16 protein-coding genes and 3 pseudogenes are annotated in these 22,337 nt (G+C 68.7%); 8 read left to right on the top strand and 11 right to left on the bottom strand.

Features of this window, described 5'->3' with window-relative positions; translation table 11 throughout:
• Positions 1-89: 89 nt before the first annotated feature.
• The 4 genes from ACY0PA_RS03385 to ACY0PA_RS03370 all read right to left on the bottom strand — a co-directional run bounded on the left by ACY0PA_RS03385 (position 90) and on the right by ACY0PA_RS03370 (position 5,132).
• Positions 90-1,694 carry a GMC oxidoreductase gene (locus ACY0PA_RS03385; protein WP_473083252.1) on the bottom strand — a complete coding sequence of 535 codons (1,605 nt, stop codon included), beginning with the start codon at positions 1,692-1,694 and terminating at the stop codon, positions 90-92.
• Between the two features lie 125 nt (positions 1,695-1,819).
• Positions 1,820-2,737 carry a cyclase family protein gene (locus ACY0PA_RS03380; RefSeq protein ID WP_473083251.1) on the bottom strand — a complete coding sequence of 306 codons (918 nt, stop codon included), beginning with the start codon at positions 2,735-2,737 and terminating at the stop codon, positions 1,820-1,822.
• Positions 2,738-2,769: 32 nt separating this feature from the next.
• Complete coding sequence (locus tag ACY0PA_RS03375) at positions 2,770-4,296, bottom strand: gluconokinase, GntK/IdnK-type (RefSeq protein ID WP_473083250.1); 1,527 nt, start codon at positions 4,294-4,296, stop codon at positions 2,770-2,772.
• Positions 4,297-4,856: 560 nt separating this feature from the next.
• Positions 4,857-5,132 (bottom strand): AMP-binding enzyme, encoded by a 276-nt coding sequence (locus ACY0PA_RS03370; RefSeq protein ID WP_473083249.1) that lies wholly within the window; start codon positions 5,130-5,132, stop codon positions 4,857-4,859.
• A 4-nt stretch (positions 5,133-5,136) separates the two neighbouring features.
• On the opposite strand from ACY0PA_RS03370, the gene ACY0PA_RS03365 reads away from it, so the two are divergent.
• Positions 5,137-6,309, top strand: coding sequence for a PucR family transcriptional regulator (locus ACY0PA_RS03365; RefSeq protein WP_473083248.1), 1,173 nt, complete (start codon positions 5,137-5,139; stop codon positions 6,307-6,309).
• Between the two features lie 594 nt (positions 6,310-6,903).
• Positions 6,904-7,350: pseudogene (locus ACY0PA_RS03360) on the top strand (FAD-dependent monooxygenase); the annotation flags it as partial.
• A 49-nt stretch (positions 7,351-7,399) separates the two neighbouring features.
• Here the strand turns inward: ACY0PA_RS03360 and ACY0PA_RS03355 are convergent.
• From ACY0PA_RS03355 to ACY0PA_RS03345, 3 genes are all read right to left on the bottom strand, one after another.
• Positions 7,400-9,829 (bottom strand): polysaccharide lyase 8 family protein, encoded by a 2,430-nt coding sequence (locus ACY0PA_RS03355; RefSeq protein WP_473083247.1) that lies wholly within the window; start codon positions 9,827-9,829, stop codon positions 7,400-7,402.
• 119 nt (positions 9,830-9,948) lie between these two features.
• Complete coding sequence (locus ACY0PA_RS03350) at positions 9,949-11,064, bottom strand: LacI family DNA-binding transcriptional regulator (protein WP_473083246.1); 1,116 nt, start codon at positions 11,062-11,064, stop codon at positions 9,949-9,951.
• Between the two features lie 436 nt (positions 11,065-11,500).
• Complete coding sequence (locus ACY0PA_RS03345; RefSeq protein ID WP_473083245.1) at positions 11,501-11,968, bottom strand: VOC family protein; 468 nt, start codon at positions 11,966-11,968, stop codon at positions 11,501-11,503.
• Between the two features lie 833 nt (positions 11,969-12,801).
• On the opposite strand from ACY0PA_RS03345, the pseudogene ACY0PA_RS03340 reads away from it, so the two are divergent.
• Positions 12,802-12,972 (top strand): annotated as a pseudogene (locus ACY0PA_RS03340) (site-specific integrase); the annotation flags it as partial.
• A gap of 112 nt (positions 12,973-13,084) precedes the next feature.
• Here ACY0PA_RS03340 and ACY0PA_RS03335 read toward each other — a convergent pair.
• On the bottom strand, positions 13,085-14,026 hold the full coding sequence (locus ACY0PA_RS03335; RefSeq protein WP_473083244.1) for an alpha/beta hydrolase family protein: 942 nt from the start codon (positions 14,024-14,026) through the stop codon (positions 13,085-13,087).
• A 210-nt stretch (positions 14,027-14,236) separates the two neighbouring features.
• Between ACY0PA_RS03335 and ACY0PA_RS03330 the strand changes: the two genes are divergently transcribed.
• Together ACY0PA_RS03330 and ACY0PA_RS03325 are read left to right on the top strand one after the other, a co-directional pair.
• On the top strand, positions 14,237-14,617 hold the full coding sequence (locus ACY0PA_RS03330; RefSeq protein WP_473083243.1) for a MerR family transcriptional regulator: 381 nt from the start codon (positions 14,237-14,239) through the stop codon (positions 14,615-14,617).
• A 285-nt stretch (positions 14,618-14,902) separates the two neighbouring features.
• Positions 14,903-15,736, top strand: coding sequence for a PIG-L family deacetylase (locus tag ACY0PA_RS03325; protein ID WP_473083242.1), 834 nt, complete (start codon positions 14,903-14,905; stop codon positions 15,734-15,736).
• A 320-nt stretch (positions 15,737-16,056) separates the two neighbouring features.
• Here the strand turns inward: ACY0PA_RS03325 and ACY0PA_RS03320 are convergent, their stop codons facing one another.
• Both ACY0PA_RS03320 and ACY0PA_RS03315 read right to left on the bottom strand, forming a co-directional pair.
• Entirely contained in the window at positions 16,057-16,563 is a 507-nt protein-coding gene (locus ACY0PA_RS03320; RefSeq protein ID WP_473086224.1) for an extracellular solute-binding protein, read from the bottom strand.
• A 183-nt stretch (positions 16,564-16,746) separates the two neighbouring features.
• Positions 16,747-16,977, bottom strand: a pseudogene (locus ACY0PA_RS03315) (IS256 family transposase); the annotation flags it as partial.
• Between the two features lie 462 nt (positions 16,978-17,439).
• Here ACY0PA_RS03315 and ACY0PA_RS03310 point away from each other — a divergent pair.
• From ACY0PA_RS03310 to ACY0PA_RS03300, 3 genes are all read left to right on the top strand, one after another.
• Positions 17,440-18,441: a DUF389 domain-containing protein gene (locus tag ACY0PA_RS03310; RefSeq protein WP_473083241.1), complete on the top strand. Its 1,002-nt coding sequence runs from the start codon at positions 17,440-17,442 to the stop codon at positions 18,439-18,441.
• A 122-nt stretch (positions 18,442-18,563) separates the two neighbouring features.
• Positions 18,564-18,848 carry a hypothetical protein gene (locus ACY0PA_RS03305; protein ID WP_473083240.1) on the top strand — a complete coding sequence of 95 codons (285 nt, stop codon included), beginning with the start codon at positions 18,564-18,566 and terminating at the stop codon, positions 18,846-18,848.
• Between the two features lie 337 nt (positions 18,849-19,185).
• The gene (locus ACY0PA_RS03300) at positions 19,186-21,729 is read left to right on the top strand and encodes a helicase associated domain-containing protein (RefSeq protein ID WP_473083239.1); all 2,544 of its coding nucleotides are present in this window, start codon (positions 19,186-19,188) and stop codon (positions 21,727-21,729) included.
• A gap of 143 nt (positions 21,730-21,872) precedes the next feature.
• Here the strand turns inward: ACY0PA_RS03300 and ACY0PA_RS03295 are convergent, their stop codons facing one another.
• Complete coding sequence (locus ACY0PA_RS03295; RefSeq protein WP_473083238.1) at positions 21,873-22,061, bottom strand: DUF6381 family protein; 189 nt, start codon at positions 22,059-22,061, stop codon at positions 21,873-21,875.
• Between the last annotated feature and the right edge of the window lie 276 nt (positions 22,062-22,337).

Below are 22,337 nucleotides of genomic sequence, written 5' to 3'. Positions count from 1 at the left end.
CGGTGGGACGGCAGGCATCTCCTCGGAATCGCCTCTAGGCCGTTGGGTCCAGCATCTTCGTCCGGACGGACCAGCGGCCGGCGTCGTTCTCAACCCAGCCGGGCCAAGAGGTGGTCGCCGACGCGGAGGGCGTTGGCGATGGCGGTCAAGGAAGGGTTGACCGCGCCGATGCTCGGAAAGAAGCTCGTGTCGACGACGTACAGGTTGTCGAGATCGTGGGCCTTGCAGTTCACGTCCAGCGCGGAGTCGGCGGGATCGGTTCCGAAGCGTACGGTGCCCGCCTGGTGCGCCGTCGCTCCGATCGGCATGCCTTTGTGCAGGTAGATGCTGTGGGACAGCAGATGGTGCTCGTGCATGCCCAAGTGGCCGAGCATTCCCTGTAGTTTGTGCCTCAGGCGCTTCAGGCCCTCGATGTTGTTCTTCTCGTCGAGAGTGAGCCGGATACGGGCGTCACGGTCGAGGGTGACCCGGGTGTCCGCCAGCGGCAGGTCCTCGGCACAGAGCCAGAAGTCGACGGCGTGATGTGCCAGTACCTCGAACGGCATGTCGGGTGCCACCGCACCGGCCCAGCGGGGGGCCTCGCCGTGGATCTGTTCGGCGTCCGACTTGCCCAGCATCTGGATGCCGCCCAGCGGGAAGTTCCAGTCGTCCGCGCCGAGGTACCAGTCGTGCAGGGCCAGCGTCTTCTGGAACTGGGTGTCGTTGGGTTCCTTGGACACCGCCATCAGGGCCAGGTTGTTGTGCCGCATGTAGAACCGGCCGACCACGTCGGAGCTGTTCGCGAGACCACGGGGATGGTGCTCGTTCGCCGAAGCCAGCAGCAGCGCCGCGGAGTTGACCGCCCCGCAGGAGACGACCACCACGTCCGCCGTAAACCGGACCTCCGAGCCGTCGGGGAGCCGGCCGACGACCGTGGTGACACTGCGTCCACGGGTATCAGTCTCCAGGCGCACCACCCGCGTGTGCGTGACCATCTCGACGTTGGGGTGTTCCAGAGCCGGCGCGACACAGATCACCTCGGCGTCGGACTTCCCGCGCACCAGACACGGAAAGCCGTCGACCCGGTTGCAACGGATGCAGACACTGGAGTGGGTGGGCCGACCCCCGTTCTCCTGGCTCAGATTGACGCCGATCGGCAGGTGGAACGGGTGCAGGCCACGCTTCTCGAGGTCGTCGCTCAGCTGCTGGATGCGCGGCTCGTGCTCCACGGGCGGATGGGCGTACTGTGCGCTCACGGGCCCCTCACCAGGATCCTCGCCGTGCCGTCCGTGGACGAGATAGAGGTGCTCGGCCTGCGTGTAGTACGGCTCCAGATCCTCGTACCGGATCGGCCAGGCGGGAGAGATACCGCTGTGATGACGGAGCTCGCCGAAGTCCTCGGGCCGCAGCCGGAAGAGGGCTGCCCCGTAGAACTTGGTGTTTCCGCCGACGTAGTAGTTGACCTCGGGCGGGAACTCGGTGCCGTCCTTGTCGAGCCAGAACTCCGGGGCTCGGTACTTGCCTCTGACGAACACGGCATTCGAGTCCCAGTTGTCGCGCTCACGCGGGAGGTAGCCGCCGCGTTCGACGAGGAGGACGCGTTTGCCCGCCGGGGCGAGACGATGGGCGAGCGTCCCTCCGCCGGCACCGGTGCCGATGATGATGACGTCGTAGTGAGGGGCGTCGCCCACGGCGACCACCGTCCTTGGGATCATGGCCCCGACCTGGTGTCAGGTACCTGGCGCCCCGCTGGGCGAGGGGTCCACCGGCCCCACCTCCCTCGAAAATATCCACCTTCCCCATGGACGGCGACCGGAGCGGCGTCCCCGGTGAGCGGCCCTCACAGCACCGCGATCGGGTTCACAGGCGACCCTGTGGCTCCGGTCAGCCGCAGGGGGGCGACCACACACAGGAAACTCCAGCGGCCGCCCTGCGCGCAGGCCGGGAGGAGGTCCTCGAACCGCAGGTAGTCCATGAGGTGGATGCCCATGGCGTGGATGGCCAGGACGTGAACGGGGAACGCGACGTCCTCCACCGCGCTGGGCGCGGTGTCGTTGTTGCCGTCTCCGCCCAGGGCCGTGACCTGTCGCTCGGCCAGGAATTCCACGGCGGTCGGGTGAAGGCCCACCCGTGCCTCGGCCGCGTTCCACGGCCCGAGTTCGGTGCGCCGAAGACGATGCCCCACCCTGACGAACAGCAGGTCGCCCGGTCCGACGCGGACCCCCTGCGTGGCCTCAGCAGCCGTCAGATCGCCCGAGGTCACATGGTCGCCCGGTTCCAGCCAGGGCACGCCGCGCAGCCGTGGAATGTCCAGCAGTACACCCCGGCCGACGATGCCGTTTTCGAGCAGGTCCACGGAGAGCCTACGGGCACCCTCGGCCGTCACGGTGCTCGCGGGCAAGCCGCCGTAGAGCTCTCCGTCGAAGATGACGTGACAGAGGGCATCGAGATGGCTGTCCGCGTCGCCGTGCACGTTCATGGCGAAGCGGTCCGTGGCGAAGTGCAGCGCGGCCGAGCCGATATCGCTCGGGCCCGGTCCGGTCATCCGGTGCACCGTCGGCTCGGGATCGTCGGGGCCCTGAACGGTTTCGATCGGAGCCGCCAGCGACACCGTGCGTCCGACGCGGACTTGCGCGGCAGCCGCTGCCACCCGCGCCGGAGTCAGATGGCGGAGTGCGCCACACCGGCCGTCCACCGTCGGCTGCGCCGCCTGGCCCCGTAGGCGCTCGTAGAGCGCCCGGAAAGCGTGCGCGGTCATAGCGCCGGCTGTGGTTGGCTCCACGGACGGTGTCACGAGAACCCCCACGGGCTCAGGCCCCACTGGAGCACGTGGGTCGCGCCGGGCTGCAGGACGGTGAGGTCCGTGCCGCTGCGGAAGGCGTCCGGTGGACAGGACATCGCTTCCACGGCGACCCCCCGCCGACGTTCGGGTTCGGCCAGGGTGTCGCCCGTGCACACCTGCACGTAGCGGGTCCCCTCGCCGAGCCAGAGTTCGACGCCTTGAAGTCCGCAAGGGTGCGCCAGCCGCACGATCGCCCGCCCGTCAGGGCCCCGGTCGAGTCCGGTGAAGGCGGTGTTCAGTCGCAGATCGCCGATGGGGCGCGCGGCGCGGAAGTCGTACGGGGTGCCGTCGACCGGCTCCCGGCCGATGGGCAGGCCCCTGTCGTCGGTACGCAGCAGGTACCGGGCGGGAACGGTCAGCACGGCGCTGTCGACGAGGTCGGTGCCGACCGTCAGATAGGGATGCTGCCCCACTCCGTAAGGTGCGGGCTCCGTACCGGTGTTGGTGGCGTGGACGGCGGTCCTGAGCCCGTCCGGGCCCAGCCGGTACTCGACACGGACATCGAGGAGGAACGGATATCCCGGCTGGGGGCAGAGCGTCGTGCCGAGCAACACCGAGACATCGGTGCGGGCGAGCAGCTTCCACAGGGCCCAGCGAAGCAGTCCGTGAATCGCGTTGCCCTTCTCCACTTCGCTCAGGGGGAGTTGCAGACTCCTGCCGTCGAAGCGGTAGTGTCCGCCGCCCACGCGGTTCGGCCAGGGGACGAGCAGTTGCCCCCGCCCGCCCGTGATGGCGGACCCCGTGGAGAACCCGTCGAGCAGCGGTCGGCCGTTCACGAGGTAATCGCGCAGGGCGCCGCCCAGCTGGACCACAACCGCGCTCTGCTCTCCCCGGACCAACCGCCACGACGCGCCCGTGGGGCTGGGGGAGGCGGAAGGGCCGTCGGGCACAACGGCGTGAAAGGCCCGCTCCGTGCCCGCCCCGGCCGCCGGTATCCCGACAGCGGATTCCCGTGGCATCAGCGACAGCACCGCTGCGACGACCTCCTCCGGAGGCTGGTCGATCTCCGCCACCAATGGGTGCTCGTCGGGCTCAGGCTCCTGGAGAACCGCGAGCTGGCTGTCCAACAGGTCCGCAGGGAAGAAGTGACCGTGCCGCGCGGCCAGCCGGGCCTCCAGCAGCTCGTGCGAGCCATGCAGGTATACCAGAAGAACCTCGGGGCGCCCTGCCAGCAGCTTGTCCCGGTAGTCCCGCTTGAGCGCTGAACAGGTCACGACGGCCTGCCGCCCGGCCGCGATCTCCCGGTCCATCCACTCCCCGATCGCTGCGAGCCACGGCCCCCGGTCGCTGTCGGTGAGGGCATGACCGGCGGCCATCTTGGCGTGGTTGGCCTCGGAGTGGAACTCGTCCGCGTCCCGGTACTCCCAGCCCAGTCGCTCGGCGAGGAGACGCCCCACTGTCGACTTGCCTGACCCGGCGACACCGACGACGAGCACCATGTGCGGCAGCTCCCCTGTCGCTGTTTCGAGTGCCACGAGTCCCGGTCCCGGACGTCAGTCCCTCATCGGCCGGGGAGCAACGCAAATCCCCCAGATGACGAGTGCGTCGATGGCGAGGGCTGATATGCCTCCGAGTAGCGTCCCGCTGAAGATCATGATGACGGCGGCGAACACCAGTGAACCGCTGCCGTGTGGTTCCTCTCGCCGACCAGGTGCTCTCATGTGGGTCGTCATGACAGCCTCTTCTGTCGTCTGCCCGCCGAGGCGTCTCCGTCCGGCGGGTCGGATACTTCCAATCTGACCCCCGTCGTCCCCCGACGCATGTCGGCGAGACGCAAAGAGCCGTGTCGCGCGATCTCCAGCGCGGATGGAAGGCCACTTCCGCCTGTCAGTGTCACGTGGTCGGCACCGCAGGACTCCCACCGGGCTCGTGGTGAGCCGAAGAAGACCAAGCCGAGCGAAAGGGGTCGCAAGGCCGGTTGCGTCCAGGGAAGTGGTGTACGGGTTCGACCTGATCCGGGGGTTTGCTCCGGCATCGGAATGATGCCCGCATAGATGAACGGCCCCCCCGCCCGGCCGGGGCCCGCGCCCATCCGTCACAGCCCGGTGCTGCGTGGCCCGCGGCCCGCCGGCAGGGTCGACGCGCGTGATCCACTTCGGCGTTCCCCGTCGGAGGTGAGTCTCAGCTGCCGCTTGAGGATCTTCCCTGTGGCGTTCATGGGCAGGGTGTCCAGGAACTCCACCAGGCGGGGGTACTTGTAGGTGGCCATGGCCCGCTTGCACCAGGCGATCAGCTGTTCCTCGGCGAGGTCGGCGCCGGGGTTGAGGACGACACAGGCCTTGACCTCCTCGCCGTGGCTCTCGTGGGGCACGCCGATGACGGCGGCCGCGGCCCTGAGGGCCGCGGCCCCCGAGTGGTTCCCGGACGCCGAGTCGGCCGACGAGCACGTCAAGAGCAACGAGGCCCACTTCCGGCTCATCGCCCAGGCACTCGAGCGGGGTGGCGACCCGCACCTGATCGACCTGCCCACGGCGACCGTCGCGGCGACCCGTTCAGCAGTGCAACGGCAGCTCGCACTTGCCGCGATGCTGCGCTCCTATCGGCTCGGCCACGAGATGCTGTGGCAGTGGATGTTCGTCCGGATCACCGCACGGGTGTCCGGCGCGGCCGACCAGGCGGCGGCCCTCGACCTGGCGTCGAGCTGGCTGTTCGCGTACGTCGATGCCGCGGTGACGCAGATGGAGCGGCAGTACACGGCCGAGCGGGAGGCGCGGGTGCGCAGCGCCGCGGCGGCCCGCGCGGAGGCGATCGGGGCGATCCTGGCAGGCCGCGAGCGCGACCAGCGCCGTGCCGCGGCCCGGCTGCGCTACGAACTGGGCCGCCACCACGTCGGTGTGATCGCCTGGGGAATCGAGGCCACGTCCGACGTACGGGCGGACTCCGCCGTCGAGCAGGTGGTGGCAGCAGCCGCGCAGGCCGTCGGCGCGGATTCCACGCTGACGCACCCGCTCGGACCACAGCCACACGCGGCATGGCTGAGCCGCACCACTCCCTTCGGCGACGCCGACCTCGACGGCGCCCGGCTCGCCGCTCCGGCCGGGGCCCGGGTTGCACTCGGCAACCCGGCACAGGGGCTGGACGGCTTCCGTCGTACGCACATCGAGGCCACGCACGCCCGCCGGGTGGTGACGCTCGCCGAACCCCATGCCACGCCGGTCACCCGCTACCGGGACGTGGCCGTCGCCGCGCTCGGCACCGTCGACCCCGAGCAGGCCCGCACCTTCGTCACCGGGGTGCTCGGTCGTCTCGCGGCCGACGAAGAGAGCACCTTCCGGCTGGCGATGACCCTGGCGACCTATCTCGACGAGAACAGCAGCCGCGGCCGGACTGCCGAACGGCTCACGATCCACCCCAACACGGTGACCTACCGCGTCCAGCAGGCCAAGCAGATCCTGGGGCGCGGCATCGACAGCCATACCCTGGACCTACGGGTGGCCCTTGCGCTGCTCCCCACCCTGCGAGGTCTGCCGGCCGCCCAGAACTTGTGATGGGTGCCGGCTCTGGTGCGCTCCTCAGGGTGATGGCAACTTTTCGGCGCACCAGGGCGGGCCAGTGCAGAACGTCCCGGCGCCCCTGGCGAGGTGACCCGCGCGCTGTGAGTACGCCATCCCCGACACAGCCCCTTCGAGGGGCGAGGGATCCTGCTCACACCAGCGGAGGCCGCCTTGGTCTGGCGCGAGCTGCCGCGCGGGGCGGCCGGGCATTCTGCTCGTGGGCTCGCGCAGCCGCTCGCGCTCGTCGAGCGCCTCCGGTTCCGGCGCGCAGCGCCTTCCGAGACCCGGTCCGCCTCGGGGCGGCCAGATTCAGATCGTCCACCGTGACCGGGACCAGCCGGGCCGCCCTGCCGGATTCGCCCTGCAACCGCACGGGCCCATGGAGTCGTGATCACGTGGTTGGGAAATGATTGGACGGGGTGATGCTCGGTCTCGTAGCTTGCAGTGAACCGTGACGACGCCCGAGGAGGTGAGACCCATGAACGCAGTAACGACGTGAGTGCTCCCCCTTCCCGTCACGGCCGGCGATTGACGTAGGTGTCGCCGGGAGCGCCTCCACAACAAGGCACTCCCGAAAGGCAAACACCTATGAACTCTTCGCAGTTCACCGCCGAGCCGTCGTCGAGCGATACGGTCGAGCGCGACTTCACCGTGAGCGACGTCCCCGGACTCCGGTCGCCGACCTCCGGCGCCGATCGCGCGCCCCTCATGTTCGACGTGATCATTGCCGGGTGCGGGCCGACCGGCGCGATGCTGGCCGCCGAACTGCGGCTGCACGATGTGCGGGTACTCGTTCTGGAGAAGGAAACCGAGCCCGTGTCGTTCGTCCGCATCGTCGGTCTGCACATTCGCAGTCTCGAGCTGATGGCAATGCGCGGACTGCTGAATCGCATGCGCGAACACGGAAGACAGCGTCCAGCCGGCGGTTTCTTTGCCGCCATCCCCAAACCCGCGCCCCAGGGCCTGGATTCCGCGCACGCCTATCTGCTGGGCATCCCACAGCCGGTCGTCGAGCGTCTGCTCGACGTCCGCGCGGGACTGGCCCACGGGCCCGTCGCCGTCGGCGGGCCCGGGCGTGGGGAGGTCAGCCGAGCTTGACCTTGATCCTCTGGGGGGCGCCGAAGGCGCCGGTGAGGTCACCGAAGGTGAGCTTCAGAGAGGCGCCGGTGGTGGCGGCGGTGACCGCGGCCGACCTGGAGAGCACCTTCGACACCCGCTTGTGCCAGGTGACCTGGAGGGACCCGGCCCGGCGGGCCGGGTCGGAGACGACCACCGTGGCGGTGCCGTCGCGGTGCTCGCGGATCAGGACGGAGGCGGGGGCGCTCGCGGTGACCTTGTCCACCGTGCCCGCGGCCCAGAAGTTGACCGCGGTCAGGCCGAGTTCGGCGACGTGTACGCCCTGCTGGTCGCCGCTGTTGGTGAGGATCCTCAACCAGCCCCGGTCACCGGCGCGTTGGGCCGTGGTCCTGGCACTGGCGCCGGGCAGGAGAACGTAGGCGTACGTGGCATCGGTGGGGTCGGTGCCGTGGTCGGTGTAGAGGGTGAGGTAGCGGCGGGCGATCGGGTCGGCGGGGCCGCCGGTGTTGATGTCCTTCCAGGCGCCGGTGCGCTCCTCGCGGACCGCGCTCAGCTGGGCCCCGCACGGGAAGACGTACCCGGCGTGGCCCTCGATGTGTGCCCACTCGGCGTCCTCGAAGGCCCGGCTCCAACCCTGTTGCCCCGGCTGGGACCTGCCGTCGACCGTCAGCACGGGGGCACCGGCGGCGCCGAGGGCGCGGTTGTCGACCGTGGTCTCCACCGCGTACCCGTCGGTGGAGGTGATGCCCGCGCCGAGGCAGACGACGGAGTCGTCGAGCCAGAACCAGGACTTCTTCGCGTTCATGGTGGACTCGAGGCCCTTGAGGTGCTGGCCGGTGGCGCCGAACTCGCCGTCGGTGGTGCCGCCGACCCAGTCGACGTCCGGACACGGCTGGCCCCAGTTGCCGCCTTGGCCGTCGGCGAGCGGCTTGCGGGAGGCGGTGATGCCGGGCAGGCGGTACGGGTCGACGGTGGGCCAGAAGGCGTCGGAGTACTGCTCCAGGCCGAAGTCGGAACCCCACCAGGAAAGCCAGCCCGCACCGGTGTGGTAGCCGCGTGCGTGCTCGCCGTTGCCGAACTCGTAGTGGGCGATGCGCCTGGAGGCCATGGAGACCGAGGCGACCCAGCCGCGGCGGCGGTGCGTGACGCGGTCCATGTGGTGAAAGAGCCGGTGCTCGACGGGCTCGGGGGCGGGCTTGACCGTCGTGTCGTCCAGCACGGACTGGAGCTGCGCCGCCCGGTTCAGGCTCAGACCGGGGTTCTTCAGCGGCGGGGCGTAGTAGTCCCGCTGCATCCAGCCCTTGACCATGGCTCGCCACCGGGCGTTCTCCTCCAAACCGGCCCCCTGGCCTATCAGCACGAGGGTGCCGAGGAGGCCGATCGCGCGGGTGTGCTCGGAGGTTCCGAAGCGGCTGATGCCGCGGGAGGACACGTTGTCCATGATCAGGCCGTTGTAGATGAACGGGGCGATGGCCTTGTCGACGGTGTCGAGGAAGAGCTGGGTGTTGGGGTCGTTCAGCTCCCAGGCGGAGCCGCGCAGCAGGGCCAGCAGGCGGCCGACGCCATCGTGGAGCACGGCGCCGTAGCCGCCGATGTAGGGGACGTTACGGTGCTGGATGAACGATCCGTCGGCGTAGAAGCCGTCCCCGGCGGTGACGTAAGGGAAGACCGGGGCGAGGGACCTGGCGGCGAGTTCGACCTTCGCCCCGTCCTCGCCCACGATGCCGCGCAGGATGACACTGCGGCACAGGTCGACGCGGTTGGCGCCGGTGCTGGTGCCGGAGTAGTGGTCGAAGACCGAGTCCGGGACGAAGTGGTCGACGGCCGCGCAGAACTTCGCGATCTGCTCGGTGGTGAGATGGTCATGGACCAGCACGCAGGTGTCCATCAGGGCCTGAGGCGCGCCTATCTGGAAGTTCCACCAGTTGCCGTACTGCTGGGTGGCCGTGTTGAAGACCTCGGAGTTGACGTGGTCGAGGCCTGTCAGGACCGCATCCAGCACCTCGGCGTCCCCCGTCAGCCCGGTGCCGGGCTGCGCCCACGCCTGGGCCATGACGCCCAGCCTGCTGTAGCTGTCGTTCATCTTTGCCGAGAAGGCGTACGACGCCGCGTCGGTGTTCGGGTCCGGGTCCGCCCACACCGCGTCGGGCCACAGGGAGCCGCTCGCCGGGGCCATGGTGGAGAGGTGCTTCTGTGCGGTCGTACCGAGGTTGGCGAGCAGGGTCTTGAACGGTTCGGCCGTGGGACTGAAACCGGTCCCGAGGACGAGATCCCGCCACTTGGCCCGCAGCGTGGCGAACTCCTCGCTACCGAGGGCGGTTTCGGCGGCGGAGGCGGCGAACGAGGGGGCGGCCGCGGCCGTACCCGAGAGCCCGAGGGCCAGAGCGGTGCCTCCGGCAGCGTGGAGGAAGGCACGGCGACGCACGGAAGAAGCCATGGGGAACCAATCTGTGCAAGACGGGAATCTCGCCGACTCGAGTGCGGCGTGTCGTTGCGCAGCTTGGGTTCCGGCTTTGACCGGCGTCAAGACTGGAAGGCGAAGCGGGCAATAATCGGTCAGTGGCTGGGCAGTTGGGCGGACTCCGGAGCGCCGCAGGACTTTCTCACCAGGAGCCGGGGGAGCCATTCGACGGCGGAGTGCTCCACGCCAGGATCCTCGATGCGGCGCAGCAGCAGCTTCACCGAGGTCTCGCCGAGCGCGTGGTTCGCGGGGGAGACCGAGGTCATGGGTGTGTCGGTGAGAGCCGCGATCTCGTCGTTGTAGCAGACGAGCGCGAAGTCCTCGGGCACGCGGACGCCTTGAGCCAGAAGCCACTGGAGCAGGTTGGCCGCGTCGGTGTCGTCGTGGACGAGGGCGGCCCGTATCTCCCCCGAGGTGATGAGGGCTGTCAGCCGTTCGGCGTGGTTGTCGAACTCGCCGTAGTGCCCGTGGGGGTCGGTCGTCGAGGAGATGTCGTCGTCGGGGAGGCCGAGCGTGTCGATCGCAGCTTGGTAGCCGCGGCGGATATGGGGCCAGGTGTGGGTGTTCCGCGAGAGCAGAGCGATGCGCCGGTGCCCGAGGCCGGCCAGGTGCCGTACAGCCATCGAGGCGCCGCCCGCGTGGTCCGAGGCCGCCCTGTCGAGGTTCGCCCCGGGCAGTCCCAGCGGGATCCGGCGTTCCACGAGTACGGTCGGCACCGGCAGCTCCGCCAGTTGGAGGGCGTCCGTCTCGGTGGGGCCGTGGATACTCCAACTGGGCGTGAGGAGCAGGCCGTTCACGCCGGCCTCGAGCATGTTCCTGATCTGTGTGGCATCCCGGTCCCGGTGGTAGTCCGTGATGCCGACCAGCAGGCGTGCGCCGACGGCGGTGGCGGCCCCGCGGGCGCCGCGGATGACCGACTGGTAGAAGTAGTTGGCCGTAGGGACCACCATTCCCAGCAGGAGCCCGCTGGGGGAGGGGTTGGGGGCCTTCCGGGCGAGCCGCGAATCGCGCGCGTTGAGCGGCGCGGTCGGCCAGGCCACGGAGCCGTGGAGCCTGCGGACGCGGCCGATGTCGGCCAGTGCCGTCACATCCCGCCGCACCGTTTCCACCGATGCGCCCAGTTCTGCGGCGAGTTCGGCCACCCGGACACTCTCGCGCTCCCGCACGATCCGCAGCAGCCGCTTGTGCCGCTCCTCGACGCTCTCCCGCATCTCTCCCCCTCGCTCACGGTAGGTGCGAGGAGCATAGACCGGAGAACGTGGCTTGCATGACCGGTTAATGACCGAATGGGTGGGCGTTGCATTCGGACGTGGGAGGAACCGCAGAGCAGACGCGACCCATGGCGTCCAGGTCGTTCGTACGGTGACGCGCTCCACCTGGACGCCCTGAACAATCCTCGCTGGGATCGTCATCGTCGTCGGAGAATTTGCAGACCGCCGTAAGCAGAGTCGCGGCACACGAACGCGTTGATATTCGCGTCAACGATGTCAACGAGCTTGTGGAGACGGTGTTTTCGGGTTTATCCCCCTGGGAGTAAGAGGGCCGACGAGGGTGAGCGGATCGCGGCTGCCGCCACACCTTTCCGGGAACAGGTGTCCGGGGTCCTGGAGCGATACCAGCGGCGCACGGCCCGTCTGACGAGGCAAGTCACCGTCCCGGTAGCCGCTCCCGCACCTCTTGCAGTTCCCACCCGTTTCCGTCCGGGTCGCTGAACGAGGCGTAGGAGGCGTAGCTCCGGCCGTCTGGATCGCGGCCGTCGACGCGTACTTCAGCGCCGGTGCTGTAGACCTTGTGGAAGACCTTGCTTACCTCAACACCGCGGCCGACGAGGTCAGCGCGGGCTTTGTCGAGGTCGAAGACCACGAGGTAGCCCTCTGCGGATCCAGGCGCCGCAGAGATGATCCCGCGGCCGAAGATGATCGAGCATTCCGACCCAGGCGGCGTCAGCTGAACGATCCGGAATTGTGGGCCGGCCTCGAAGTCCGCATCGAGCCGCCATCCCAGGCTCTGGTAGAACCGCTGGGCACGGTCGACGTCAGCGACGGGGATAAGGTGGACCTCGATCTTCATATCCACGGTCGGCTCTTTGACGCCGCCCTGCTCTTGAGTGCTCATATCGTTCTCCTGCGCCCGATGCCCAGAAATCCATGAAGACGACGTGGCAGCGCAGCTCTGGGCGGCCGAGCGGCTCGGTATCGACGCCCCGCCGCGCGAGGGCACGCATCGTCGGTCGGACACGGTCTACCGGAGGGGCGCAAGTCCGTGCGCAACTCTTCCACGACGAGTCCCGGCTGCTCCCAGGCTGCTCCCAGGCGGCGAAGTGCCCGTCCTTGGGCAGCTTGCTGCACTGTCAACCTCGTGCCACCTACATCTCCACGTTAGACCGATGGGGTACACGACGCACTCGGGAAGAACCCCGGGACGCGTCCCGTGGCTGCACCGCCGGGGGTCTGGACTTCGTAGGAAGCGGTGGCACGGGCCCACCCGGATGTCGAGAATTCGTAAACGCACTGACCCCGATTTTTCGTGACGGGTCGTGAGTTCTTTCGGCGGCCTGATTCGGCCGGCCGGACTGGTATTGGACAGACTGCGTGCCCAGTTGTCGCGTCGGGTGGGCGCCGCCGCAGGGCCTGCCTGGTCGCGGTCGCGGGTCACCTTGCGCCGCTCCAGCCGTCGGCCGGGGCCGGCGGTGAGCGAGTCCTGCTGCCGCGCGTAGGCGGCGAACGAGTTCAGCGCCAACAGGTTCTTGTTCCAGATGTTCGCGGCCCGCTGGTCCCAGCTGGCCATCACTGCCTCGTAGATCTCGCGGCTGAGGTCGCCGGTGGCGAACTGGCCGCCCACGAGCGCGGACCCGGGCCAGAGTCTCGACGTAGATGGTGCGGGTGCCGGGGCCGTCGCGGAAGCGGTCGAGGAACCGGTCCACGGCGACCGCGAGCGGGACCGTGCTCGCGGTACGCGGAAGAGGGATCACGGAGACCGTGCGGGGCACCGCTCTGACCTACCTGGGCGAGCAGGGCGTCTCTCGGCTGATGGCGATGGCCACTTCCCGGCACAAGAAGCCGGAGAACGTCCGCCACTACTTCAAGCCCACCCCGGAAGCGATCTCCGAACAGAATTGACCAGTCTGCTCGCCCGGGGGCGACATCCGTCGCTGAGAAACGTCCCGACCTCAACTGGGTCGCTGGGCCGAACGTCGTTCGGGCAGCGGTTCTCGCGGTTCGGCGCAGGTGGTTACTTCGACTCCAGCCGTCCCAGCGGGTGGGAATCACCGGCGAAGGCGGCCTGTGCCGTTTCCCAGTCGGCGTGGTCGGTGCCGGTGACGTGGCGCAGGTAGGCGAGGGTCACCTGCTTGATGAGGGCGACGCGGGCAGGATCTTCGTCGGTGGTCTCTGCTGCCTCGTAGCCGGAGATGCCGCCGAGGGAGTGCTGGCCGCCGTAGACCGTCAGCAGGCTCTTGTTGCTGCGGCTGAGGGTGTATGGGTCGGTCGTCCAGAGCGGTCCCCGGGTCGAGAGCGGGAGTTCGTCCTGGTCGCCGGCGACGACGAGTCCGGGGGCGGTGATGTCGGAGAAGTCCTGGTCACGCAGCCAGGGAGCGTTCTCGAGGGCGAAGGGAGTCAGTTCGTCGCCGCCCTTGCCGGCGGTGGCCAGCTGGATGCTGGCCGTGACCCGGGGGTCGGACATGTCCCGAGCGTTTCCGGTCGTCGGGTCCATGACGCGCAGCCCCACGAGGATGCCCGCGGTCTGGCCGCCGAAGGAGTGTCCGGCCGCGACGATGCGACTGTGATCCACCCGGCCTGCCAGGCCGGGCACGGACGCCTCCAGGGTGTCGAGTTCGTCGAGGATCCGCTTCATGTCCTGCACGCGGTAGCGCCACATGTGGGGCTTGCGGGGATCGTCCGCGGCGACGTTGAGGCGCTTGGAGTCGAGGTGAGTGGCCTGGATCACCACGAAGCCATGGCAGGCCCAGTGGTCGACCAGCGGTGCGTAACCGTCCAGGTTCGATCCGAATCCGTGCGCGAACAGCACGATCGGCAGATTGGTGCCGGTGACTGGTGCACAGACGCGTACGTGCAGGTCCTCGCCGCGCTGCGGTGCGGGCAGCACGACCGGTTTGACCGACAAGGTCGCGGTGGACGGAGGGCCCGTGAGGCCGGTCGTCTTGTACGTGGTCATGCGCGTGCCTCTTCCAGGTGTGGTGCGTGTGGTGGGGTCAGGCTGTCTTGAGGTGGAGGATGCGTGTCGCGCGCTCCTCTCGTTCGAGCCCTCGTGCGTCAGGAGATGGCCGGGAGAAAGCCCTCCCCGGTGAGACGCACGTCAGTTACGCTAAAACCTGACGCTGACGTCAGAGGCAAGTTAGCGTGATGGATGTGCACAGGAGACGAGATGCGTGTGGGAGAACTCGCCGCCCGGGCCGGCGTCAGTGTCCGGGCCCTGCGCTACTACGAGGAGCAGAGTCTGCTCACCGCCGAGCGCAGCCCCAGCGGCCAGCGCCACTACCCCGAGAGCGCGGTCGACCGGGTACAGCTGATCCAGCAGCTGTACGCCGCCGGGCTGTCCAGCAAGACAATCGTCGAGCTCATGCCGTGCGTCATCGACGGCCGCGCCACTCCCACCCTGCTCAAGCGGTTGGCGGCGGAGCGCGAGCATGTCGACCAGCGCATCACCGATCTCATGCACGCCCGGGACCGGCTCGACTCGGTGATCACCGCCGCCACCAGCAACATGCTCACCGGCACTTCCTGCCGGCAGGAGCCCACCGCCTAGGACAGGCGGCCCGCCTGACTGTCCGACGCATCAGAGTCGCCCGCACCCGGACCGCCCCGGCGGTTCTCGCGATCATGCCTCGTCTGCGGCGCCCTTGTCCCGCAAGGGCCGCATCCCGCCAGGCAGCTCGGGGGAGCGGGAAGGAATAGCGGCCCAGCACGTTGATGTGGTGGTGGACGAACGCGGAGACCACAAGGTCGTCCGCCCGGCAGATCCGGGCGCCGGGAACGCGGTACGCCCGCCGCACACTTGGACCGAGACGTATTTCTGCAGGAGGACTGTTTCATGACTGACCGGCCTTTGACGCTGATGGCAGTACACGCCCACCCCGACGATGAGGCCACCGGAACCGGAGGGGTCCTCGCGCGGTACGCGGCGGAGGGCATCCGCACGGTTCTCGTGACGTGTACCGACGGCGGTTGCGGTGACGGGCCGGGGGGTGTCAAGCCGGGAGGTCCCGGGCACGATCCGGCGGCCGTCGCCTTGATGCGCCGTCAGGAACTTGAGGCGAGCTGTGAGGTGCTGAAGGTCAGCGATCTGGAGATGCTGGACTATGCCGACTCCGGGATGATGGGCTGGCCGAGCAACGACGCTCCCGGATCCTTCTGGCGGACCCCGGTGGAGGAAGGCGCCGCCCGACTTGCGGAACTTATGCGGCACTACCGGCCTGATGTGGTCGTCACTTACGACGAGAACGGCTTCTACGGCCACCCCGACCACATCCAGGCCCACCGCATCACGATGGCGGCGCTGGAGATGACCGCGCTGACACCGAAGGTGTACTGGACGACGATGCCCCGCTCGATGATGCAGCGGTTCGGTGAGACCATGCACGAGTTTCAGGAGGACATGCCGGAGCCGGATCCTGCCGAGGCCGCCGCGATGGCCGAGATCGGCCTCCCCGACGACGAGATCACCACGTGGGTGGACACCACCGCATTCAGTGGTCAGAAATTCGATGCGCTGGCCGCACACGCCAGTCAGGGCGAGAACATCTTCTTCCTCAGGATGGGCAAGGAGAGGTTCGGCGAGTTGATGGGCATGGAGACCTTCGTACGTGTCCAGGACGCCACCGGCGCGGCCGTACCCGAGAACGATCTCTTCGCCGGACTGCGCTGATCCGCCCGTCCGACCGGGGCCCGGGAAAGGTCATCGGCCGCACGGCGCGATCGAGTGGGTCCCACACCCGCAGGCCTGTCCACGCGAGTTCGGCTCCGGCAGCCGCTGCCGGGTCCTCGCCGGCGGCGTCGACGCGTGCCCGCACCGCCGACACGACACCGCGCTCGTCCCCAAACCACCTGGCCATGCACATGGGAGACCTGCGGGCGTGATGCGTGTGGGGGGGGTGCGGCCGCGCGCTCCCGCAACGGCCGCCAGGGAGGGAAGCACCGCCCTGGGGAGCCCGCGTGCCTGGGGCGCGCGGGCTCCCCAGGGCGCCGTCAAGCCGACGGCACCGTGTCCTCGAAGGTGGTGCCGGCTGCCCGGTAGGCGGCCAGCTTCGCCGTCACCTGCGCCGGGGTGAGCACCTGGTCCTTCACGTGCAGCACATAGTCCACCTGCTGGTCGTACGCGCGCGGGCTCGTGCTCGTCTGGCCGGCCAGGTCGATCAGCCACTGGTTGAAGTTGATCGACATCGGCCGCTCCGGCAGATACACGGCGTACCAGTTCTGGCCGGGAAGGTAAATGCCTTGCTGTGCCCCCTTGTTGAGCTTGCGCGTCGCGGCGATCCACTTCTCGCGGGTCTTGATCGACGTCGCGTCGACGCCGGCCTTCCTGAAGAGGTCCGTGCGGTAGATCACGACACGGTTCGCCGCGTACCCAGCAGGCGCCGTGACACGCCCTGGAGCGGCCTGCACGGCGGGCGGCTTTGGCGATTGACGGGTGAGGGACGGAGTATCGACGGGACCGCCTCGTCGTGCTGCGCCTGACCAAGGGTTGTCCGATATCCGCTGATCGGTGATGAGATGATCTCTGTGGCTGGTGTGATCACGACGTCGGAGCCGTGCTGGGCAGCCTCGTCAACCGAGCTGAGTCCGCGTCAGTTCAGCAAGCTGATCAGGCCGTTCGGGCGTGAGGGGCGGTGCGGGAGCCGGCGCCGCGGGTGACGTTGCGCCGCAGTCGGACGGTGGAGAAGGAGGCCGCGGTGGTGGCCTTCCAGAGCCGGTGGTAGCCGTTGCGGACCACGAGACGGCGCCCCCCTCATCGCGACGGTCGACCAACTCGGCTATGCGGGCGTTGACTTCGGCCTCCAGCGTGACGGTGAGTATCCGCCTGGCGCCTTCCGCGCCTTCCCGGACGATCTCGTCGATCACGGAGGAGCCGTTGGCGGTCGTGCCGTCGTCATTCACTGCGCGGATCACGGACGTGCTTCCTGGCCGGTGCCACGCACACCGGTCTTGTTCGGTGAGCTATCCATCAATCACCCGGGAAGTACGTCCTCTCCCAGCCGATCCACAGAACTTGAACACGGCTCCCGCGGGACGGCGGGAGGGGCGCGGCCGCGGCGCCGACTTCCTCCAGATCCGCCGCCGCTTTCGTGTCCTGCTCGGCAACCTCACGCAACATTGCCCTGGCTGGCGCGCCGGCCCTCACGCCCTGCCGTGCCACCCTCGGCCGCACCGCCCCGCCTTCTTGTGGTCCGGCGCTGATCAGCACCGCCATGGTGCATGACACCGCTGGCAGCGCCCGCGTGACCGTCCCCGCGCCGGCTGGCCCGCGCTCCTCGCCACCTTGCCGGGATGACCGAGGCCTGGCCGCCGAGGCGTGGGTGGCATGGTCGTGTCTTTGCGGTGTGGGACTGCGCCGGTCCGGATACTGGGCGCATGCTCCGCCTATTCCGCGACAGGGTCCTGCCGGACCGTCAGCGTCGCTCCTTTGAGGATCTCCGGCAGGACCTGGACCTGTCGTCGGGGGACAGTCAGGCGAAGCAGTCGGCCTTTTGGACCATGCTCACGCTGTCCTCGGTGATCGCCGCGGGCGGGATCCTGACGGACTCCACCGCCACCGTCATCGGGGCGATGATCATCGCCCCACTGTCCACACCCATCATGGGCATCGCGCTCGGCGCCGTACAGCGCCGTCGCTCCACAGCCGCGGCCTTCGTGGCCCTGGGGTGTCTGCTGGTGATCCTCATCGGCGCGGCGGCCTCGCTGGTGGTGCCCCGCGCCTACGACCTGCTGTCGAACAGCCAGATCTCAGGCCGGACATCCCCCGGGCTGCTCGACCTGATCGCCGCCCTCGCAACCGGCTTCGCCGGCGCGGTGGCACTGGCCCGCAAGGACGTCGCCGCGGTCCTGCCCGGGGTGGCCATTGCGATCTCTCTGGTACCTCCACTCGTGGTCACCGGCGTATGCGCCGGGCAGACGGCGTGGTGGCTCGCGCTGGGCGCGCTGGTGCTCTTCCTGTCGAACCTCTTCGCCCTGGTCTTCGCGGGCATGATGGTCTTCACATTCCTCGGATACACCCATGCCGCGCAAGAGCGCCGTCAGCGGGCGCCCCGCCGTGCCTACGTCATGCTCGGCCTGCTGTTCACCGCGATCCTGCTCCCGCTGGCCGCCAACACGGTAACCACCGTGCTGCTGGAAACCTGGACCGCGCGGACCAGGAGCAGCGCGCAGCGTTGGCTGTCGGGCACCCCCGGGGCGGCTGTCACCAGCGTCGACTCACAGTCCAGGACCCTGTACGTGCACGTCCGCAGCCCCGGCGACCTTCCACCGATCGATGACCTCCTCAGTGACCTCGAAGGTCAGGTCCCCGACGGCGTCCCCATCGTGGTCGACGCCACCACCGGCCGGCAGATCACCGCGGGAAAGGTCGGGGGATGACGCCCCCGCCCTCGAAGTGCGATGAGTGCAATTCCTCTCAAGGTGTGCCTGAGCTGGGGTAACGCTGATTGGGTGCATTTGGAGTGGCCCGTCTCTACCTAGGTGGTGGGGAGGGGTGCCCGATGGGTTCGCGGTTCGCGGAGCTGGAGGCCCGGGAGGCTGCCGTCCGTGACCGGGTAGAGGAGCCCGAGACCGAACTGTCCGAGCTGGCCGACAGGTTGGAGAGTGCCCAGGAGGTTCTGGAGCGGTTGCGGATCGCCCGGGAGACCGTGGCCGAAGTGATGGCCGAGATGCCGGCGAGCCTGTCGAAGGCATCGGATGTCGAGGATGTGTCGCCGGGAAACGACGCGACGGACGGTGAGAGGTTCATCCCACCGCCTGCGCCGAAACCCTGCACGCCACCGTAACTGCCCGAGTTGCCAGTGACAGTGCTGTCGGTGAGGGACAGAGTGCCGCTGGCCCAGATGCCGTCGGCGCTGGAGGAGGAGGTGTTTTCGATGATCTTGCTGTTTCGGAACGCGACGCCGTGCCGCCGTCCTGGTCCATGCCGCCACCACCGTCCGCCGCACGAAGTCCACCACCATCTCCGAGGCGTCTTCCAGTTTCGGGAAACACGCCATGCGCTGGTAGGACTTCAGAAGCAGGGTCGGCAGATGCTCGTCGCACTCCGCAACAATGACGGCGCCCCCGGTGACTTCATCGGAGACCCGTCAGACCCATTCACGGGAGTCAGCAATGGCAACAATGAATCTCTTGCCGCATCAGATCGAGGCTGTCGACGGAATTCTGAGGGCCCTTCAGGAACCTGCTGCCGGCCTCATGCCTGCACAGGGGCTGCGGGCCCAGGTCGTCTCGGCAACCGGCTCGGGTAAGACACTGATGGCGGTGGAGGCGGCCCGCCGTCTGAAAGCGCGGCGTGTGTTGGTGCTGGTGCCGACTCTCGATCTGTTGACGCAGATGGCTGCCGCGTGGCGGGCCGGCGGCCGCGGTGGGGCGATCGTCGGCGTGTGCTCGCTCGGCGCTGCGGACAGTCAGGGTGTGCCGTGTACGACCAGTGCGGAGGAGCTGAGGTTGTGGCTGCGGGGGCTGGATCAGGTCACGGTGTTTGCGACGTATGCGTCGTTGGGTCTGCGGACGTTGCAGCGGGCTCATGCGGCCGGGGTTGGGGTGTGGGACCTGGTGGTCGTCGATGAGGCGCACCGGACGAGTGGTGATGCGGGTAAGCCGTGGGCGGCGGTGCATGACCAGGAGCAGATTCCGGCGCACCGTCGGTTGTATATGACGGCGACGCCGCGGGTGTGGGAGGCGGGCGGTGAGGCGCCGCGCATGGTTGCTTCCATGGACCGGGACAGCGAGCTCTTCGGGCCGGTGGCGTATGAGTTGAAGCTGTCCGAGGCGATCCGGCGCGGGATTGTGGCGCCGTACCAGGTCGTCTGTGTGGATATCCGCGACGAGGACGTCCACCAGGCACTGCAGGGCGAGCCGTTGGGTTCTGATCATGTCCGGGGTGCGCGTCTGGCGGCTTTGCAGACCGGGTTGTTGACGGCGGCGGTGGAGGAGAAGCTGCGCAGGATCCTGACCTTCCACAGTCGGGTTGCGGAGGCGGAGGCGATGGCGGCCGGGGTGCCGGCCGTTGCTGGGCGGTTGCACGCCGATGACCCCGACCGGTTCCCGAGGCCGGGGCGGGTGTGGGCGCAGTGGCTGTACGGCGAGCATTCCCCTGGCCACCGTCAGGCCGTGCTGCAGGAGTTCGCCTCGGATTTCATCCCGGGCGAGCACGGTCGCGAGGTGAAGGCCGCGGTTCAGGTTCTGGCGTCCGTGAAGGTGCTGGGGGAAGGGGTCGATACGGCTCGCTGTGATGCGGTCGCTTTTATGGATGCGCGGGGTTCGATGGTGGACATCGTGCAAATGGTTGGGCGCGCTCTGCGTATCCGGCCCGGTGAGGGAAAGCTCGCCACTTTGGTCGTTCCGGTATTTCTCGGGCCGGGCGAAGAAGGTGGGGAAATGCTGGTTTCGAATTCCTACGACACCCTCAGTAAGGTTCTTGCGGCCCTGCGGGCGCACGACACGGAGACGATCGAGGCGCTCGCTGATCCCCGTGTGCGCAGCGGGAGTTGGGTGCGGGATGAGGGCCAGGAGGACGTCGTCGAAGGCGCCGTTGATGAGCAGGGCGACAGCGGCCAGGATGTTGCTGGTGGCGAGAGTGCCGAGCCGGTGGTGAGTGGGCCGGCTGCGGAGTTGCTGAAGTTCAGTACGCCGCGGGATCCGGCGTTGATCGCGCAGTTCATCCGCCTGCGGATCATCGATCCGGAGAACGCCTACTGGCGGCGCGGCATCCAGGCTGCGATCCAGTACTTGAAGGAGACCGGCGCGCAGGCTCTGCAGGTGCCGTACCGGTACGTGACCCCGGACGACTGGTCCCCTGCCGCGTTCCCGCTGGGGGTGTGGCTGGCGGACCAGCGTAAGTACTACAACGCGGAGCTGCTCGAGGCCGAGCGGGTGCGGCAGTTGGACAAGCTCGGCATGGTCTGGAACGTGCACGAGAACGCCTTCGACGAAGGCCTCGCCGTCGCCCGGGCTTGGGCGCAAGAGTACGGGCATCTGCTGGCGCCGGTCAGCGCCGTGAGTGAGGGCGGGTTCCCGGTCGGAGTGTGGCTCAAGAACCAGCGGGCTGCCGCCCGGCAGGCCATGGAGGCTGCGCTCGCGCACGAACAGGGCCAGTCGGTCCCACCGGGAGGGTGGGGACTCTCCCAAAGCCGTCTGGACGCGCTGGACGCCATCGACCCGGGCTGGTGCCCGGCGTGGGACACCGCGTGGCAACGCTGCTTCCGCCTCACTAAAAGCCACATCGATGCCGGCGGCACGCTCCCTCTCAAGCCCGGCGTCCTGGTCGTGCAGTCCGAAGACCTCGGCGCGTGGGTGCAGGCGCAGCGGCTGGGATGGGACAAGCTCGGGCCGGCACAGCAGTGGCTATTGGAGAGCGTGCTCGGGATCGAGGAGGCGGGGGAAGACGAGCGGCCGGTACGCCGCACACAGGACGACAAGTGGATGCTCAACCTGACTGCCGCACGCCGCTTCCACGCCCGTGAAGGACACCTGAACGTACCCAGGAAACACACCGAGTACGTACCGGTGGCGGAGGCCGGACGCGGCGCGCACAGCGCGGCAATTGAGGGAGACAACGTGCCAGTCGCGCTCGGCATGTTCCTCGCCAACACACGGCGGCGAGCCGACAAACTCACCCCACAACGCCGGGCCGACCTCGAAGCCCTCGACATGCGCTGGTAGGGGCGTGTCTGGATGTCCGCCGGCGTGCCTGCCGGGGCGCGGGTGACTCAGCGGAGACAGCAGTGACCGGCCGGGGCCTCTCGCGTGCCGGAAAGCCACGCAGGCCGGCCACCGGCCGGTGTCTGTGCTCGGAACTGCCGGGGCTACATCGTCGGGTCGATGTCCTGCTTGCCCGTACCGCCTACGTGCTCGCTCTGCTCCTTGAGCTGGCGGGCCTTGTCCTTCAGACGCTGACGCTCCTGCGGGTCAGTGGCACGTTCCGCGGCCTGTTCCAGGTCCTTAGCCTGAGCACGCATCTGCTGGGCACGACCGGACTCACCTGCAGCGCTCATGATCACTCCTTGGGTGATGGGGGGAAGAGCGGGCCACAACAGCGAAACAGGCCCCGCCACTCTCTGCATCTCGAGCGGTCACCCACTGCTATCCACGCAGTTGGAGAGCACTCGCACAACGACGGCACCGCCCAGGGAATGTCGACCAGCCACCTGAAGATGCTGTGTGCGTGGCTCCTGCGCCCTGCATCAGGTACCCCGGCCGTAGCGGACCGCGCTCAATGGCGACCCGGTCCCACAAGGTCGGATACGAGATGGCCGACGTCGGCCGGGGCC

Source organism: Streptomyces sp. DS1-CR2, assembly GCF_055760475.1.
Note: the sequence above shows the minus strand (reverse complement) of the source record. Positions and strands in the feature narration are given on the sequence as shown.